General features: G+C 43.4%; 14 protein-coding genes. 1 reads left to right on the top strand and 13 read right to left on the bottom strand.

Annotation, left to right across the window (positions count from 1 at the left end):
* Nucleotides 1–24: 24 nt before the first annotated feature.
* The 8 genes from NSQ38_RS15650 to NSQ38_RS15615 form a co-directional block, all read right to left on the bottom strand.
* Nucleotides 25–786, bottom strand: a complete 762-nt coding sequence (locus NSQ38_RS15650) for a hypothetical protein (RefSeq protein WP_339782824.1) — start codon at nt 784–786, stop codon at nt 25–27.
* Nucleotides 787–822: 36 nt separating this feature from the next.
* Nucleotides 823–5610, bottom strand: coding sequence for an RHS repeat-associated core domain-containing protein (locus NSQ38_RS15645; RefSeq protein WP_339782822.1), 4788 nt, complete (start codon nt 5608–5610; stop codon nt 823–825).
* A gap of 31 nt (nt 5611–5641) precedes the next feature.
* Entirely contained in the window at nt 5642–8938 is a 3297-nt protein-coding gene (locus NSQ38_RS15640) for a hypothetical protein (RefSeq protein WP_339782820.1), read from the bottom strand.
* 365 nt (nt 8939–9303) lie between these two features.
* Nucleotides 9304–10056, bottom strand: a complete 753-nt coding sequence (yaaA, locus tag NSQ38_RS15635; protein WP_339782818.1) for a peroxide stress protein YaaA — start codon at nt 10054–10056, stop codon at nt 9304–9306.
* Between the two features lie 214 nt (nt 10057–10270).
* Nucleotides 10271–11149 (bottom strand): SPFH domain-containing protein, encoded by an 879-nt coding sequence (locus tag NSQ38_RS15630; protein WP_339782816.1) that lies wholly within the window; start codon nt 11147–11149, stop codon nt 10271–10273.
* A gap of 354 nt (nt 11150–11503) precedes the next feature.
* The gene (locus NSQ38_RS15625) at nt 11504–11752 is read right to left on the bottom strand and encodes a hypothetical protein (RefSeq protein ID WP_339790551.1); all 249 of its coding nucleotides are present in this window, start codon (nt 11750–11752) and stop codon (nt 11504–11506) included.
* 93 nt (nt 11753–11845) lie between these two features.
* Nucleotides 11846–12277 carry a hypothetical protein gene (locus NSQ38_RS15620; RefSeq protein ID WP_339782814.1) on the bottom strand — a complete coding sequence of 144 codons (432 nt, stop codon included), beginning with the start codon at nt 12275–12277 and terminating at the stop codon, nt 11846–11848.
* Nucleotides 12278–12583: 306 nt separating this feature from the next.
* Nucleotides 12584–12868, bottom strand: coding sequence for a DUF3139 domain-containing protein (locus NSQ38_RS15615; protein WP_339782812.1), 285 nt, complete (start codon nt 12866–12868; stop codon nt 12584–12586).
* Nucleotides 12869–13098: 230 nt separating this feature from the next.
* Here NSQ38_RS15615 and NSQ38_RS15610 point away from each other — a divergent pair, with 230 nt between their 5' ends.
* Complete coding sequence (locus NSQ38_RS15610; protein ID WP_339782810.1) at nt 13099–13869, top strand: hypothetical protein; 771 nt, start codon at nt 13099–13101, stop codon at nt 13867–13869.
* Between the two features lie 157 nt (nt 13870–14026).
* Here NSQ38_RS15610 and NSQ38_RS15605 read toward each other — a convergent pair whose 3' ends face one another.
* The 5 genes from NSQ38_RS15605 to NSQ38_RS15585 all read right to left on the bottom strand — a co-directional run bounded on the left by NSQ38_RS15605 (nt 14027) and on the right by NSQ38_RS15585 (nt 19698).
* The gene (locus NSQ38_RS15605; protein WP_339782808.1) at nt 14027–15073 is read right to left on the bottom strand and encodes a cell wall hydrolase; all 1047 of its coding nucleotides are present in this window, start codon (nt 15071–15073) and stop codon (nt 14027–14029) included.
* 278 nt (nt 15074–15351) lie between these two features.
* Entirely contained in the window at nt 15352–16569 is a 1218-nt protein-coding gene (locus tag NSQ38_RS15600) for an MFS transporter (RefSeq protein WP_074095747.1), read from the bottom strand.
* A gap of 113 nt (nt 16570–16682) precedes the next feature.
* Nucleotides 16683–17498, bottom strand: a complete 816-nt coding sequence (locus NSQ38_RS15595; RefSeq protein ID WP_339782806.1) for a carbohydrate ABC transporter permease — start codon at nt 17496–17498, stop codon at nt 16683–16685.
* A 49-nt stretch (nt 17499–17547) separates the two neighbouring features.
* Nucleotides 17548–18420, bottom strand: coding sequence for a sugar ABC transporter permease (locus NSQ38_RS15590; RefSeq protein WP_339782804.1), 873 nt, complete (start codon nt 18418–18420; stop codon nt 17548–17550).
* A 3-nt stretch (nt 18421–18423) separates the two neighbouring features.
* The gene (locus NSQ38_RS15585) at nt 18424–19698 is read right to left on the bottom strand and encodes an extracellular solute-binding protein (protein ID WP_339782802.1); all 1275 of its coding nucleotides are present in this window, start codon (nt 19696–19698) and stop codon (nt 18424–18426) included.
* Nucleotides 19699–19713: the final 15 nt, after the last annotated feature.

Below are 19713 nucleotides of genomic sequence, written 5' to 3'. Positions count from 1 at the left end.
GTAGACAAACTCATTTCTTACTTTCTATTTTTCTGCCATGATCCCTAATAAAACTTTATTTCCCTTATTAATGTTATCTATTAAATTCGAAAAACTAATTTCCATTTCTAAATGATCACCTAGCGCATGCGGAACTGAAATACTTACTCCAATGGCATCTTGAGTGATATAACTAAATGTACCTGAATCATTTACTTGTCCTACTTCATCTGAGTATTTAAAATAACTTATTAAATCTATACTATTATATCCACTCAAGATTTCTGTTATTACTCCATTATCTAACAAATTCAAATCCTCATTATACCTTTTGTAATCTCCTTGTTTAAATTCTTCCACGAATGCTTCATTAACCTCAATTAAATCAATTAATTTTACTCTCGATCCTTTATTAATATCAATATTCGATGTGTAAAAAACATTTAAAGGATAGGCTGCTCCTTCAGTAAATGCTGACCCGAAGTATTTAATACTTATTAAATCGTTACTTTTAAGCATAATCTGATAATTTATATCAAGACTATCTTTCTCCAGTGAATAGGAATTAATTATTCTTGTCGCTTCCTCTTTAATCAGCGCATTTATTTTGTCATCATTTGTAATATTAACTACCTTTGGATATATAATGTTAATATTATTCTTAGAGTAATTACTACTTTCAATTTTGTAACTTTTTTTTATACTCATTTCATTACTACCTTTTGCTTGATCCGAGTGCACCTCAGCTTTCGTATTACAGGAGATTAATAGTAAAACTGATATTATAACCAATAGCCAATGTTTCATGTCGTTTCATCTCCAGTTCAAGTAATAAGTCTCTCACTAGCGTAGAGTTTTCTTAACAAGTGTATAATATTTTTTTCTATTAGCAAGATGATTCGTTCCACCGTTAACTCGCTTAGTCACTTGGGTAACTGAAGCACCTGAATCTACTAGTTTATTCAACTTGTTATCATCCCACCAAAATCCTGCTGCTCGCCATGCATAATTTTCAGCAACGTATTCAGCACCTATTTTCATTATTTTTTGGTCCCCCATAGCGTCCGCAAAACGTTGGTAGTTATATCTACCTGTCATTTGTATATATCCTGCGCCTCTAAATTTATAACCATCTCCCTTTTTAGTATTACCAAGTTGTTTACCTAATTTGGTTCCAGGCTCATATTTAGAAAAATATTTTTTGCCACCCAGTTCAGTAGTCCATCTTCCCAATTCGGATTCTTGCATAACCTGTGATAGGAAATGACTAATCCTCTCTTTAGTTGTTATATCAAAAGTCCCTAACGTAACATTTAAGTCTTTCACCATGTTATTTGTTATATTTTGAAATCCCAGTTGAGTTAACTGTTTTTTTGTTACATATACTGTATATCCATTAGCAGTATTTGGCGGAACAGTATTATATGGACTATCACCTACGATTGGCGCATGCCCACTCGGATCTACATATTTTAGAGGATTATTACTTACATAGGAGTACAAATTCAAACTGAGCGGATCATTTAGTTCCCCTTCGTACGTATCCTCACCAATGAAACGTGCCATGCCTGGATCATACCAACGCGCTCGCAAATATTGCAGTCCTACCGTATCATCCCAATATTCTCCGGCATAGCGAAGCATATTAGGTACGGTTTCCTCTGTTGTTAACGGTCCACCCCAGATATCATAAGTGTAACTGTTCAGCACTTTGCCTGCATCGTCCACGAGGCCAACGACATCGCCATGACCATTCAACTGGTAGTATTCCAGTTTACCTGTTTGCTTGTCCTGGCGAGCCCATAATTGCCCATACAGATCATAGATATAGGCATATGTCAGCTCTGCTTTTCCAGACGTTACAGTGCCCTCAGCCATAAGTTTGGCTTCTTCATCGTAGTAATAACGAATCGTTTGGTCACCTTCCGTACGTTCATACAACAGTCCATCTCCATTATAGCTGTAGGTTACCGTTTTGCCTTCCCCCGTTGCTTTAATCAGACGATTCTGGCTGTCATACGTATACTGTGCATCCTTTAGGCCGTATACCTTACCACTTCCGGTACTGTACCGGTTACCATTCGGGTCATAAGTATACGTTTCTTTTTGCGTACCCGTTTCGGTCTGAATCCGGCTCAATTCATCGTATGTGTATTGATCAGTTTCCCCATTCTGTGTACGGGACGTGATGTTTTTATTACCATCATATTCATAGGCGAACTGTTGCACCGCAGATGTCCCTTGAGAGATCGTGATTCCCGACAGGTCATAGCCGCTGAACTGGTAGCTTGTGCTGAGGCCCTTGCCAAACGACAATTTCTCCAGCAAGCTATTGGACGCATAACTGAATGTCATCCGATCCACAGGCGTCGTTCCCGATGCTGCGAGTGCAGAGGCCCCTCCTGAACCCGAGGTAATATCCATGGAGGTTACCCGATTCATGGCATCTACTTCGCCGTGAATGCGCAAGGATTGTCCTTTGGCATCCGTTAAGGTATACCCTAGACGTTGCTGGGTATTGTTTTCAAAATCAAGTCGTGTCCCATCCGGGAACGCCAGTCCGTTCAACATCCCATCTGCTGCTTGATAACTGTACGTGGTCTTTCCATGATCATCGGTCATCGATGTTCTGCGGCCAATCTCGTCGTACGTATAGGATACATTCGTATCCGGTGCTTTCATACCTGTGAGCATGTTGTCACTGTTATACGTATACTCTGTTACTTTCCCAAGTCGATCCTGTTTTTTAATCAGATTACTTTTCTTATCGTAATATAACGTTGTCGCATACCCGGCTGGACTCGGATGCGTCTGTTTAATGAGTCTTCCCAATTCATCATACTGTTTTGTGACTGTTTGCGTATTCGGTGATACGATCTGTGTCACTTGGCCCTGATAGCTATAGAAGTACCGGCTTGTCTCTTGCTTCGGTGTGGTTACCGTCGTGATTTGTCCAAGCGCATCATACGTATAGGTCGTTTGTTGACCGTTACCATCGATAGATGCAATTACGTTACCATCGATATCATACTCGGTTTGTTGTAACGGAACATAAGCACCATTCCGATATTCTTCCACCGCCGTCACTCGACCAAGTAAATCCTTCTTCTCCCGTGTTTGATTGTCAGCAGCATCCTTATAGGTCACTGTTTGACCCACAGCATCAATATTGGTTGTTCCAATGGTCCCGTCTGGATACTTTGTCTCTATCGTTTGTCCAAACGCGTCGACTACAGCTCTCGTAACATTGCCTTCGGCATCCTCAACAGCCGTTACATTACCTTCGCGGTCATAGGCGTATTTGTACGTAGCCTCAGCCGTCTGCTCTTCTACCAAAAGGCCTAGCGGATTATACCGCTCGGTCGTGACAATGCCATCTGGTGATGTATTTGTAATGATGTTCTTAACATCATCGTACGCCGTAGTTGATTTCGTACCATCAGCATGCACGATTTGCAGAAGTCGCCCTTCCTTATCATACTGATACGATTCCTGTTCCCCGGATGCATCGGTTATCTTTTCCAGTTCACCAGCATTCGTATATTCATACGATTCCACGAGGGCTTCTGCTTTACCGGCAGCATCATTCACGGTCATGGACTTGGATTTCACCAAATGCCCTGCATTAGCCTGATAACTCAACGTAGCTACGCTGTCTTTAGCTAAATAGCCGCCTTTATCCGTAGTGCTGATGACTCTTCCTTTATCATCCAGCTTCACTTCCGATTCAGTGAGCAACTGACCACCGTATCCATTTTTGGTGGTAGTACGTAATGCGTCACCTTGATTGTTGTATGTCGTCTCGGTATATCGCTCTAACGAGCTGTTAATTTTCGTGGTAGACCGCACTGGCTTAATCCAGTTATACGGAGCTTTGCCAGTTTCGTACGCATAGGTAGATTCCTGTCCTGTACTTTGTTTTTCGGACGTCACCATGCCATTGGCATCGTAGGTCATGGTCGTGGTTAGCTTCTCGCCCGAACGGCCATTCTCGCTTACCCACTCCGTCATTTGAGTCGGAAGGTTTCGCTTCGTCTGGTTATCGTACTGCAACTCCGTGGAATAAGTCACGTCATCTCCAGTTAACGTGTGCTTATCTGCGCGAATCAAATCTGGATGCGCTGCAGCGCTAAACGTTTTGGAGAACGTCCAAGTATCTACAGTGTTCTCTGCTTTCACTTTTGTTGTCCATGATGCGGGTTGACCGTATGCTTCCAGGTCTTCTCCAGAATATTCAAAGTTAATCTTGTCCAGAACGCCTTCGCCTTCCGTTGTACTAAACTGGCTTTTGCGCTCTCTTACTTTGAATACGAAATGGGAGGAAACTTCGCCAATATGTTTCAACTCCGGAATATATGCATAATCCGTTATAGCTGATGAAGGGCTTGTAATGCGCGATAGCAACGCTGTATGCATCACACCTTGAGCATTTTGGTTGCTCTGCAACTCAGGTAAAAAGTTGAATTTGGATTCCGGATAATAGTACGTATACGTCGTTGTCCGATCGAGGGCATCCGTGTATTCTCGCAAAATACGAATGCCTTCGTCCTCGCGTTGCGTGTACGTTGCCTTCCGATCCGTTCCAGCAAGCTGTACAGTAACCTTCAGGTCGTCATAAGCAAATGTCAGCGCCTGACCTTCACTGTTTTCAATTCGTGCAATGGCTTGATTTCCGTTCAATGTCGTATAGTGAAAGTTCACGGTATTTTGGTAGCCATCTGTAATTTGCAACAGTTCTCCGGCTTCATTAAATAGATAATCGTAGCCGTTTCGAATGGATAAACGATAAGTGCTAGATACACCATTAACAGTCACGGTCGCATCTCGCTTAACGGTTAAATCATTCCATACGTAACCTTCCAGTTCCAGATTCGCGTTTAAGCGATAATAGCCCACGCCTGGAATCTGAATATATTGATTATCGCCACGTTTTTCCATGAAAGGAATGTCCCAACGCCAGCCTTGCCCCAATCCAGCAGAGAGTTCTTCCTTGCGTGGCGTAACCATATTGGAGTACGTTTGTGTCGTTTCGTCATATTCAACGCCAAGTTGCCCAGTGGCTCTAGCGCTGTCATAGACGCGTGTCAGATCAAACGGAATGAGTCCAGGTAGAGAAAGGTCAGTACTCTGAATCATCATTTCCCCTGTAGCAGTAGAGATGGATTCCGCTCCATAAGACGTCATATAAAGCGATGCGTCATCTCGGATATCGACATGGTTAAGTCCAGTTTCGTCCACGGTTGTTCCCGTACCTGGAGTATCCTCTCCAAGAGCATTAATCGAAAAGTTGTTTTGCTGTGATGAACCGGAAGGGAGTAAACCCTCCATTTGAATCGGTTCGCTTATTTCTTGTGCTTCTAGCCATTTCTCAGCAGCCTCGCCGCCTGTGCGATCTGTCTGTAAAGCTTTATACAACTGGTACAGCGAATAACCTTGATCTAGTTTTTTCTCAACCCAATCTTCCTTGATGCCAAATTGCTCTTTTAAACTATGGATAGTAATGTAGGTAGCGGAAGGGAGGGAATCCCTACCTTCTGCCGCCGCTGCTGCTTGTCCTCCATATCCAAAAGAACTGAACCCACTAAGAATCAATATGACGCATAACCAAGTAATCGTTATTTTCTTAAACACTCCATCACCTCAACCTAGATTTAGACAATCATTAATTAAATGGGAAAATCTTTTTCGTTCGTTTCGTTAAATTACCGTTGCGATCATACTCAAACACAATTTGATCTCCCGTAAATAGAACGACTTTAAGCAATTGATTGCCATAGCCGTATTCATAGCTGTTGTCATTACGAATGTTCATCCATGCTGCTTTTATGGCTCCCTGAATCGGTTTTCCTTCTTTTTCACTTAGCTTGAGATAATAATTCTGTCCACCTTCAAGCTCCCATTCAAGAACGGTATATTGCTCACCATATACCTGCTCTTGCTCTATTGAAGCAGCTACCGGAATACTCAATTCCTTATCTGAATACAATTCAATCCGAGGTTCAATGGAAAAATCACCTGTTTCCTTTATGGCAATCCGATACTTGTCAGAGCTATACGGACTGAAACGGTAGTACACATTCCCTTGCTGAACTGTCGGAAGCGCCGTCTCTGTGTTTTCATACAAAGTCAGAAACTCCACTTCCACTTCCTTGACCGTAAAGTGCCGATAAGCACCTACAAATTTCAGTGTTTGGGCTGACACGTTATGCACCTGAATCTCAGACTTTCCAGGTACAAATTGTCCTCCTGTAGCGTTCTTACCTTCCTTAACAACAACTTGATTCTGATTTCGAATAACGTAATCATAGGTTCCTCCTTCAGAAGGAGAACCAACGAGTATAGCCTCATACGATGAGGTATTCGAGAACAAGAGCGTGTTATTTGGCGTCAAATTCCGCTTGATAAGTGCAGGCTCCTGACTTAAGCTGGCTATCACGGGAGATTGATATTGAATCGTTACAGGTTCCGTAGATACTACGGTAACAACAAGCGTTGCACCTGCCGGAATATCCCATGTTGCATGACTCATACCTTCCACGAAATACAATGCTTTATTAGATTTGTCGTAGACCGTATAATCCACAACGGAATTTACTCCTGCGATTCGTTCAATTTGAGCGGGTTTTGAATCCGGATTCGTAAATACTGCACTCTGTCCTTGATTGACAGTGATTTCTGTTTCTGGTGAAGGGACTTGATCATCTTGTCCACGGAAAACGCGGTAAATCCCACCATACGTTATGGGTTGATCTGAGATGTTGGTAACAACAACTTTTTTACCACCCAAGACATACGCCTCGATCGCTGTTGCTGTTCTACTGCTTGACACTGTCCCATCTACGTTGTAAATCGTGTAATCATACACCCGCCCCTCACTGCTGGAAGCATCATTTCGGACCCTTTTCGCATCTGAGCTTATGTTGGTAAAGGCATAGCTCTCGCCTTTGTTCAACGTTACGCGCAGATAAGCTGGTTCCTGGCTATCCACTACAGAGAAATCATCCGTGTATTCAAATGTTACAGGTGTACTTCCCCCTACGGTAACGACGGCTTCACCACCAGAAGGAATGGTAGCGAGACTTACATTGCTATTGAATTTGTCACTATGTGCTCTGCCGTCTGCCTTATACACCACAATATCAAACAGTGCACCTAATTTTTTGGCGTTACTCCGTATTGGGTTGCTGAGTGAGCCTCCATTATGGAATTTTACCGATTGCCCCGGTGATACCGTAATCTTAGTTAGTGCTTCATTTGGTCGATCCTCTACATCAAAAATGGTGTAAATCGCACCTATGGTTACAGGTTGAGCAGATACACCTGTAATTACTGCTTTATTTCCATAGTAAACAACTGGTTCAACCGCTGTTGCTTTTCTTGTACTTCGTTCTGTACCATCTGGATAATAGGTGACGTAATCAAAGATCCGCCCTTGGGTGGTGGACGCATCACTGTCGAGATATTCCCGATCAGTAGTGTTATTCCAAAATGTCACGCTTTCTCCCTGTTTTAGTGTTACGCGATGGTACGCAGGTTCCATGCTTTCTTCAACAGAGAAATCATCCGTATAACTAAACTCAATTGGGACTTGCCCAACTACGGTCACGACTGCGTACCCCTGTGAACGAATGATCGGATTAGTATTTTTGTTGAATCCATCCGAATGAACGACGTTTTCTGCTGTATAAAGAACATAGTCAAAAAGGGCTCCATTGGTACTGCTGGCATTGTTTTTTATCGGATTGGCCAACGAACCATTATTACTGAAAATCATAGATTCTCCAGGATATACAGTGATTCGAGTAATTGCATCGCCACCGGCTTTTTGGACATCAAATGTCCGATAGGGCACACCATATGTTACAGGCGTTGCTGTAACCAAAGTTACAACGGCGGTTCTTCCTGCTGCTACAGTAGGTTTAGTGGTCGTATTCGTCCCTGTAGAACTTTCCGTTCCATCCGGAAGATAAACAACGTAATCATGCTTATCTTTGGTCGTTCCATCCGTTTGGAGTGCATCGGATTTGGAACTGATATTAGTGAACTGGTAGCTATCTCCCTGATATAGCGTTGTACGCGTATAGGCTGGCTCATCGCTCCATTCACCGGTATAGACTTCATAGGGAAAACCAACACTAACAGGCTGTGAGCCCGCTCCAGTAATAATGATTTCGTTCCCTCCCGCAAGTGAAGGTTTCCCAGTCGTTTCGAAATTGGAAGCTACAAGACTACCATCTTCTTTGTATGAAGCGTAATCTATCTTCCTGTCCTGAGCTGTGGAAGTATCGGCACTTAGAACTCTTGACTGTGTCCCTTCATTAAAGTATCGATAGCTCTCTCCTTTGGATAACATAACCCTAAGCATGGCAGGGTTAGCTGATACACTGTAGGAAAATTCTGAACGAATTGTCACCGTAAAAGGATTCTGACCCGTCGAGGTGATCACAGCTGTATAGCCTGAACCTACTGATAAACTACTAGTAGAGTCCATGTTTTCGCCCATGATGCTGCCATCTGGTCTATAAATAACGTAATCGTACGCACTACTTCTTGAGGTCGCCGCATTCGTACTTAACGATCTTGTCGCACTTCCGTTATTCGTGAACGTATAGGAATCTCCAGGACTCATGGTCAAAGTTTCGTCTGCCATGGCCATTGCTTGAGCAGAGAAAGAGTTCTCCCCGTATGTATCATCAGTAACCGTCGATTCATCTTCCGGTTCTTCGATAAATTCGTCTATACCTTCCGGTTCTTCATAGAAATCCGGATCAACATCTTCCAGATATTCGTTGTCTGTTAAAGTTGATTCCTCCATAGGAACATCAACTTTCTCCGTGCTACTTTCAGTTGTTATTATGGCATCCAATTGATTTGAAAGCGCATAACCGCTAGTCGGATAGATGGTTCCAATCAACAACAAAGCCATAAGAAAAACAATAAAACCTTTTCTTAAACTCATGGAATTTATATTCCTCCTTTATGTTTTTTCTCCATTTCCTCCCTCAACAGATGTATAAATGGAGCCTAATAAATCATTATCGTCATTTTCCTTATTTTAGGACATAGTAAATTAGTCCCTAAATTCAGGGACTTTTTTCCTTTTATATCTCAGATAACAATTTAAAATATAACCTGTAATTATCCTGATACAAAATAGAATAATAGATTAGATGTAGTTCAAATGCTATTTCAACTGAGTTAATCGTCTTTCCTATTTGGATTAGGACTTAGATTTAATATCTGAAAAATAAAAAAGCCGCCAGTTGGCGACTTTTAAGTGAATCAAATAGTTATCATTCTGGTACATGATCAGCGCAAAGCAGACTACTTTCCCTCTGCTTGTATGAATACATACGTACTCTCGTCGGATCGCTCTTCTGAAAAGGCAAAGTTCAACCGATCAAAGTTTCTTACGTCCTTCACATCTGTAATCTTGTGTTCTGCCATATAACGTACCATTTCACCTCTGGCCATCTTGGCCCAGGTTGCCTTTTCAACAAGCTTCCCATTGACCGTTTGTCCGAATACACAAGTAATGAACCGGGTTTCCTCACTCAGAAACGGCAAAATATTTTTGCTATACTCTTTGGAAGCCAGATTTAGGATGTAGTTGCTTTCTGATTGAAGCTGATCTGCGAGTTTGCTGCCCCAGAATTGATAGAGCGATTTGAAGCCTGGACCTTGCAGCTTGCCCTGCATCTCCAACCGATAAGGGGTAACCCCATCCAAAGGCCGCAACATGCCATAAAAACCGGATAATATACGTAAATGCTGCTGAAGATACGCCAGTTCCTCATTTTGAAAAACACCCGGAGCCATATATTGATACTGAATGCCCTCGTAGGAATATATGGCTGGTGTCAGATTTGCTTTAATATTCATATTCTGAATCCGCTCCACGTTCTGTTCGGCGATTGCATCGTTACACTTCCACATCGCTTTGAGTTCGTCATAGGATAACTTTTGAAGCAGACTCAACAGCTGTTCTGACTCGTTTATAAACTGCGGCATCTGTGCGATAGCCATAAGATCGGTATCAATCTTCATCTTTTTAGCTGGTGATATGATAATTCTCATCGTGCTGATCCATCCTTAATCTACCGTTGTTTTTGTCGTTATCCATTGTACAGGATTGGACAGGCGAATCCAATGCCAAGGCTTAACTAAACCCCTCATGGTACCTTTGAAAAGACTTAAAATGAACAAGTCAGCCCACGATTGGACCGGCTTGTTCATTAGAATTCAACACATTAAATTGGTGAGAAAGCAAGGGATGCATTTCAAACCGCTATTAGGGAGATACGCTCCCCGTGCCGCTATTTTGCTCTGTTTTGGTAGTCGGCAATTGAATCATTGGCGTATTTGACCCACTTACATATGGAAGGGCTCCATCCCATTTCTTGATGGTTTCATATTCAACGAGTTGACTCGATAAGGATTGTTGAAGCTCTTTGTTGGCTTTAGCTTGACCTTCTGCTTCGATCAATAGTTTGTCTGCATTACCTTGTGCTTCCACGCGCTTGCGCTCTGCTTCTTTCTTGGCGATCTCAAGTTCAGTCGTTTTACGTTCCAGTTCTTGAGAAGCTTCAACACGCTTATCTATTGCTTCCTGAGTCTTAGCGTCAGGTTGAGGAACACCTACAGTAACGTTGGATACAATGAAGCCTAACTCTTTAACGTCATCAGAAAAACGTTGTTGGACATCCACTCCAGCTTCAGATGACTTTTCCCCATATACATCAATCACTGTAAACTTGGAAATACCTTTACGAGCTGCGTCACGGAAACGTGTTTTGAGATATGTATCCTCAATTTCTTGAATGCTAATTGGCCCAAATGTGTTGAAAATAGAAGATACTTTACTTGGTTCTACCTGGTAGTTGTAAGCAAAATCGATTGTGATGTTTTTCCCGTCAGAAGTAGCAATCTGAATATCTCTGTATTCCACCGTTTGAATTCGGATCGGATATTTCGTCACTTTATCAAACGCTCCAACGAGTTTCCACCCTTGACTCAGTGTACTATCTTTTACCCCTCCATTGGGTGAATAAACGACCCCAACATATCCATTAGGAATTCGTGTTAAAAAGAAGGTCACCAGTAGCACTCCCACAATAATAACTAATGCAACCGCAATTGCCCCTACCCTAAACGTCTTTGAATTTTTCATCACCATTCTCCTCTTGTTTGAATTTATTGTATTTCTTCAAAATTCTACTACCTATTTTATTGAATAGCGGGAACATTAATGACCATAGAATAAATGCTAGGATAAAAATTAAAATGATTCCCCCAATAAATGGCATATTCGTCCTCCCCTCTATGGATGTAACCGAGTACAAATTTATAAATGGTAACTAATTATATCCTCTTTTATATATACTTTGTAAATTCGTATTAGGTTTCAAGGATGTTTAGAGCTTGAAGTACTATTAGGTAAAGTAGAGAAGAGAAAGGTGGGTGAATGGGCGTCCAGTACCCGGTTATTCATATTCAAGAAAGTAATCAATAATTCATCTGGTAATTATGGATCAGGCCATAATTGTACCCATTTCGTTTCTCTGTAGGTGTAGACATATTCCTGTGGGTTATCCTTCAATTTGACGACTACAGGATACTGTGGCATTTTACTTCGACGAGCAGTGATGCTAATGATATCATGTTCATCCACACCCTTTTCAACGATTAAATACGTTCTTAAACCATCTTCAAGATCCTTCATATCCTTTTTATATGAGCCGTACCATGTGACAGAAGTTATGACAACTAATATAAGTACAATCAGTGATCCTTTTAGAAACTTCTATTCTATCGGCCAAAAAGAAAAAACCTTAAGGACATTGCCCCAAGGTTTAAGCATAGGAAATTATACATGTTCATTATAAGAAATAGACTCAAATAATTGACCAAATACAGGTATTAGTTTAGTTACATACCAATTTACGTCAGTTATTTTGTTATAACTTTCTACATCAAGAACTTTTCGATTGATATCAGGACTCATAAGTATGGTACCATTCTCTTCAATTAAAAATGTTCCCCCTACATCAGTATCTTTCCAAGTCATTGCCACTCCAATTAATTCTTTTTGATTATCCTTTATGACTAAAATCTTTAGTAACTCCTCTAGAGGAATTGATTTATTCTGCCAATTAAAGTCATTATCATCTCCAATCGGTAGATAAGTTACTTTTCCTTGATCGTTATAAGACCAACCGAAATCTTCCAGTTGGCGAAGAATAGACATTCTTGAGATTTGCTTTGATAAACTTATTTCAATGGATATTGAAACAGACATGCAAAATCCCCCTTATCTTTAATCTAAAAATCCCTTGAATCCAATCCCTTTTTTAGTTAGCCAATCTTTGATCTGCTGAGGTATTTTCGTGTTTGAATACAAGTAATTTATAAATTGCGGCATCTGCGCGATAGCCATAAGATCGGTGTCGATCTTCATCTTTTTAGCTGGTGATATGATAATTCTCATCGTGCTAATCCATCCTTAATCTCCGTTTTTTTTGTTGTTATCCATTGTTCAGGATTGGACAGGCGAATCCAATGGTGAAGCATAATATCTTCTTTTGTCTTAGTAAGTATGATTGCTTTATTCATTCGGATTAGGCGTCAGCTGAATCCATTCATCTGTATAGTTGTAGATATATTCCTGCGGATTGTCCTTGAATTTGACGACAACAGGATACATCGGCATTTTGCTTCGCCGAGCGGTGATGCTTATAATCGTGTTTTCATCTATTCCTTTCTCGGCGGTTAAATATGTTCTCAAATCATCCTCCAGCTTCTTCATGTCACTCTTATAAGAGCCATACCATGAAAAAGAAGCAATGACCACTACTACCAGTATAACTAAGGAGGTCTTTAGCAACTTCATTTTGCTCACCCTTACTTTAATTTATATTCTAATGATCCGAAATTCACCAAACTGATTGAACCCGCTTATTTGGAATAGGCCCTTGCTACTATATCAGATCAAAACTTGTCAATATGCTATTACCTGAAGTCGGGTCGATATTCTCATGAGTCACCATGATCTGTTTTGTTATGATTATAAATAAAATGTATTAAAATTAATAGAGTTTAAGAGAAAGGGTGTCGCTTTTTATGTTTATTGTTCAACTACTGCTCGCTCTCGCACTTTTGGGCGGTTCAGACAGCTCCAATGATGCCACATCTACACAACTGGAAGTCAATCCGTTACAGCCTCACCCTGCATATTCTGAACTTGTCTTGGAATCCGGTTTAAAGCCTTTCCGTTCTGAACTAACATACAAAGGATTTGATCCTGACTATAATCAATTTGAGCAGGCCGCTAAAATTCTTCAGGACAAGCTTTTGGATAGCGCACTACCACCGCTTCTATCCAAATCCGGAGATACAGGTACATTTGATTACGGCGGACAATTAAAATTGTTAAAAACTGTTCCTCTGAAGCAAAGTATTGAATTCGGCCCATTGACTATTCATATGATGGATGCTCAATTATTAGAGGCTAGTGATATTCCAGATGATACTCGTAAAAACATTTCTATTCTGAATCAAGAAGATATCGGTCCTGATATAACTTATATCAAAATCATCTACAGTGTGGAAAATACAACGGATCAAAATATCGGATTTTACGGTTTGAATTCCATCCATCCAAACACAGGTAAACCTATCTCAGCAGATCGTAATTTCATGAGAAAACCCTATGTTTATCATCAATATGACGGTGTAGTCATGGATAATATGGGCTATGGTTTAGTATACACAGATGACCCCGACAAGCTGGAATCCATTGAATTGGTTTTCAATAGAATCTATGAATATGACACTGGAGAAACCATTGTAGAGCCTACTTCATTGAATATCCCTTTCACGGTCCAGAAGTAATATTAAACTTATATTTGCTTCAATTTTAAGATACCATTTTTTCACGATATAATAATTATTAAACCCCGGCCATGTACCTGCAGATGAGCAGCATACAGCCGGGGTTCCTTGTTGTATTAAGAAAATACATTTGTTCTATCTATAAACTCAAACTATCTCATCTCGTAAAATCATGCTGGCCAATGGTCAGCAGCGTCGGCCTGCTCTTACTCCACACCGAAGTGGCTATCTTCGGATTGTAATAATAGAGCGCTCCGTTTGTCGGATCAGCGCCATTCAAAGCCTTGCGAGCAGCTCTGTAAGAGGTCTGAGTCGGCTTCGTATTGAACTGCCCATCGTCTATAGCCGTGAATTGTCCTTTCTGGAAAATAACTTTCGAAATAGACGACGGGAATTCACTCGAATGTACCCGATTCAACACAACCGCTCCTACAGCAACTTGCCCTTCAAAAGATTCCCCGCGAGCTTCACCGTGGATCAGCTTCGCCAGCTGGCGCAGTGTCTCGCCTTCGGCTTTGGCTTTTTTATTCAGCCTGTTCAGTGTTGCCGGACCTGCAACGCCGTCTGCACTCAGCCCCTGTGCCTGTTGGAACTTGCGGACAGCACCTTTGGTGATGGTACCGTAATATCCAGTCATTCCAGCATCGAAGTAGCCCAGATCGCTCAATTGTTCCTGCAATTGCAGCACATGTTCACTGCGAACACCCTGTTCCAGCTTCTGTGCTCCCGCAGAAGGCGCTGCCACGGTCAATCCCAGTGTCAATGCGCAGGCACCGAGAAGCATGCTGACCCGTCCTGCTCTTTTACCAGCGGCTTTCCCCTTTCCATGAGTGACTTTCCGACTGACGGTGATTGGTTCCATGATGTCAGCAATCGCCCGCACATCAGATCCTTCATTCGTCCTACCAGCACTAGTCAGAGCATCCTCGCTCTCTGTGCACTCCATATTTTTCGTAATTGTCATGTTATTCATCGTATTGGTGACCTCCATCTCTTTCATGGGTTTACTTTCATCCACAACATACACATCATACATTCTGTTTATTTCACTCAGTTCATTACTGTTCTTATCGCGGTACGTTACATGTATGTCGTTATTCATATGCGCACGCACCATGTCAATCACGTTATTACGGCTTGCATTTATACTATTCAAGCGAGTCTTTTCATTCATTTGTGCCATCTGCTTATACTTGTTCATCATGCCATTTACCTCCACTTTTCTGAATCCAGATCCCACTTCTTCCCCCTGAATCCTCGCGGTCCTACATCCCGAGTGTCATTATAGGATATAGAAAAAATGAAGTCTATCGGACCGATGACGCAGTGAAAAATCGATGCTGAACATAACAAAAAGAGGCATGAGCCCATGGTCACACCATGGTCATACCCCTTCTTGTATCAACCATATACCGCTTGTCCAACCCGTTATTTCCGTAGGCAGGCAGACCCGTACAAAAGTTGCGTTGTATTTATTGACAATTACTCAGCAAGTTCCTGACCCTTCGTTTCCCGGCCCCAGAACAGTACAGCCGCTGCGCCAATGAGGATTGTCACGAAGAAAATCGTGAAAATCAGGCTGATCGCCACTTCACGCTGAACCAGCATACCGACCATTAATGGAGCAAGTACGCCCCCGATTCTGCCAACCGATGTGGCAAGTCCAACACCTGTCGAACGAACGGAAGTCGGATATAATTCCGGGCTGTAGGCGTACAGACCACCCCAGGCTCCCAGATTGAAGAAGGATAGACAGATTCCTGCGGCCAAGATCGTCGCTTCCGTTGTTGCCAGTCCAAACGCAATCGCACTGAATGCGGTCAAGGTAAGATAAACAACCAGTACGAACTTGCGACCGTAACGTTCAATGAAGTACGCTGCGGTGAAGTAACCTGGCAACTGTGCAATCGTCATGATCAGCACGTATTGGAAACTTTTAACCAACGTAAATCCTTTTGCCATCACAACCGAAGGCAGCCACAGGAACATTCCATAATAAGAGAAAATGACGGTAAACCACAAAATCCAGAGCATCAACGTTGTACGGCGATGTGGTGCTGACCAGACGGTAGCTACTTTCTCGCGGAACGTGATTTTATGAAGCTTGGTATGATTCTTGTACCGCGGCGGGTCCTGAATGGCACGACGCAGATACAGTGCATAGAACGCCGGAAGCGCACCAATGGCAAAGGCAATTCTCCATCCGTACTCCGGGATAACAAAGTTCGCAATCAGCGCGGATACAATCCAGCCCCCAGCCCAGAAACTTTCCAATAATACAACGGCACGTCCACGTTCCGCTGTAGGCATCGACTCCGATACCAGTGTGGATGCCACGGGCAACTCTCCGCCAAGTCCAATACCCGCAACCAGACGCAGTGCACACAATACCGCAAATCCAGTCGCCAATGCAGACAGACCGCTTGCAATCGTAAAGATTAACAAGGTCCACATCAGTATGGCCTTCCGTCCAAATCGGTCCGCGAGTGCACCTGCAAGCAAAGCACCTAGCGCCATACCGATCGAGTTAATACTCGTAAGCACGCCGACTTGTCCGGGACTGAGACTCCATTCCTTGGCGAGTGCAGCCACGATAAAGGAGATCATACCAACTTCCATCGCATCAAACAGCCAGCTCATGCCGGCACTGAACAGCAGCTTGCGCTGCTTGGGATTCCGCAATACTTCCAGTTTGCTCATCACTTATAGCTCCCTTGATCTCTATGTAGTCATTCTGACACTAAATCATTATTATGCAGAATGCTCCAGAAATCAATGCAAAATAAGCTTTTCCTTCCGATTTCTGCGATACCTTACCCCTTGAGTGAACCCGCTGTCAGACCTGCTACAAAGTAACGCTGGAGTAGAAGGAACAGCACGATCATCGGAATGGCCGTTACCAGCACACCCGTAAGCATCATCGGATAGTTCGTCACGTATTCCCCACGGAACTGCATAAGCGCGAGAGGTAAAGTGAGCTTGGACTTACTGCTGAGCATCAGCATCGGAATAAGCAAGTCATTCCATACCATGACGAGAAGGAACGTAGCTGTTGCCGCCAGCGAAGGTGCAGCCAGTGGCAGTGCAATCCGGGTATAGAGCCTCCATTCACTTGCTCCATCCATACTGCCCGCTTCCAGAATCTCCGAATTAAGCATGCGCATGAAGCCTGTCAGCATAAATACGGAGACTGGCATCAGCATTGCCGCGGATACGACAATCAAACCTGTCAGACTGTCCGACCACCCGAGTGTACGCGTGAGAGAATAGATCGGCAGCATACTCACTTGGGAAGGAACGATCAGCCCTGCTACGAACAGAGCAAACACGATTTTACCTACATTACCGCCCCAGCGGACAATGGCGTAAGCAATCATGCTGCTCAGCACTAACTCAATGGCAACCGTACCAAGCGTCACAACCAGACTGTTCCCGAAATATTGCCACATCGGCTGATTGCGGAACATGCCCGTGATGTTATCCCACGTAAACGGGTCCGGCCAGCTGAATGGACTGGTGAAGAAGTTGCTGCTTGTTTTGAATGAGGAAACAAATACAAAGTACAGCGGCACAAGGATCAGCAGCGCGTACACCAATAAGATCAGGCGATTGAACCATTTTAAAAACATGTGAACTCCCTTCTGCCTCGATTGCAGGATGAATGCTCCAACATCAACCTCAATAACTTACCCGGTCGGCACGCAGTGCCTTGAACTGCAAGAGCGTCAAGAGCGCGAGCAACACCAGGAAGATCATGGAACCGGCAGAAGCCAGACCAAATGAATAGCTGCCAAAGGCGGTATGATAGATATATGTTGTCAAAATTTCAGTTGCGTAGTTCGGGCCTCCGTCCGTCATGGTGAAAATAAGGTCAAATGCCTTGAACGACTGAATGGTCGTATAGGCCACAACAATCGTTGCCGAAGGTGCCAGCAGTGGCCAGGTCACGGTACGGAATACCTGCCATTTGCTGCCGCCGTCAATGCGAGCCGCTTCATACAGTTCTGCCGGAATGCCTTGCAGACCTGCGATGAATACAATCATCATCTGTCCAGCATGGGCCCAGACTTGGACCGCAGCGATGGAATAGATGGCGATCTTAGGATCACCAATCCAGTTGCGAGCAATACTGCTCATCCCGGCTTCATTCAATCCATAGTTGATCAATCCAATGGATGGATCATACATAAATGCCCAGATCAGTCCGACCGATACGGAAGACAGAATCGCAGGCAGGAAATACAGTGCCCGAAGCACAATGCGTGTCTTGGTATTGCGTACCAGGAGCAGGGCTAAGACAAGAGAAATAAAGGTTTGTGCTATAACAACCGTTAACATGAACTCCACGTTATTACCAAAGGCTTTGCGGAATACGATGCTGCTGAGACTGTCCTTGTAATTATCCAGCCCTACAAATGCATACGACGGGGATACCCCGTCCCAATCCGTAAAGGAGTAGAACAGCCCCGTCAATGTAGGAAATACGAACAATCCAACGTACAGCAGCAACCCAGGGATCAGAAAAAGGGATAGCTGTAGACGGTTTTTCATCGTTTATTTCCCGATATGCTGATCAATGATCGCTTGTGCCTGCTGTGCTGCTTCTTCTGGAGAAGTGCCGCTCAGTACAGCCTGGATGGAGTTGGTTACTGCTTTTTGATTGTCTCCGTTCAGGATGGTGAACCGTGGCTGGAACACGGTCTTTTTGGTTGCCCATTCTCCGGCTACCTGAAGCTCAGGCGTATCGTACTTCACATCATTCACCGTTACATTCTGTCCCGTCTGGTTGGCATAGTCACTCGCTACATCGGGATTGCTCAGGAATTCGAGGAACTTCTTCGCTTCTTCCGGATGTTTTGACTTGCTGTTCACCGCGAGCATGAACGTAGTGGTATGCACTCCTTCATACTTCGCTTGATCTGCACTTACCGTAATCGGTGCAAGCAGTTTTTGCTCCAGATTTGGATTCTGCTGCTTGTTCTGAGCCAATTGATACGATCCACTTGCCAGCATCGCTGCTTTCTCTTGGATAAACAGTGCGCCAGCCGCAGGGTCTTTTGTACCCAGTGCATCCTGCTGGAAGTAACCTTTATCGTTCAGTTCCTTGATTTGAGTCAACGTTTTCACCCAAAACTCATCCGTCAGTTTGGCTTCCCCAGCTTCCACTTTGGTAAAAATGTCGTCACTCGGTGCATTGTTCATCACCATCGTATTCATGAATTGCCCTGGGCCAATGTCCGCTCCGGCAAAGGCAATCGGAATGATGCCATTGTCTTTCAGCTTCTGGCAAAGGGCCAGGAAGCCTTCCCAATCGGTCGGCGGCGTCAAGCCGTATTGTTCAAACAGTTTTACGTTATAGATTGGATCGTTATATACGAGTTGGTACGGAATCGCATATTGCTTGCCATCGTGCTGTCCTGATTCAATCAGCTTTGAATTGTAGGCCGACAGGAACGAGGATCCAGTCAGATCAGTGAACAAGCCGGCTTTGGTGAAAGCTTCGAACTGTGCACCCGGGAAGGATGCAAATACATCCCCTACCGAACCGTCACTGATTTTGGATTGAACGGTGGACTGATATTGATCGGAGGGCAGTGTCTGCATCTCCACGTTGATATTCGGGTTTTCTTTTTCAAATGCGTCAATGGTCTTGTTGAGTGCTTCCACATCTTCTCCACGCCAGTGAATGAAGCTGATCGTAACCTTGCCTGAACCTGAGGAGCCGTTCTCTCCAGATGACGCGTTATCCCCACCGCCGCAAGCTGACAGCAGGATGGACATCACCAGCATACTGACGAGCGGCAGGATCAATTTTTTATTTTTTTTCATGAAAGACGACCTCCT

The organism is Paenibacillus sp. FSL R7-0313, assembly GCF_037969885.1.
Taxonomy (GTDB): Bacteria; Bacillota; Bacilli; order Paenibacillales; family Paenibacillaceae; genus Paenibacillus.
This window is presented reverse-complemented; position numbering and strand designations above follow the sequence as displayed.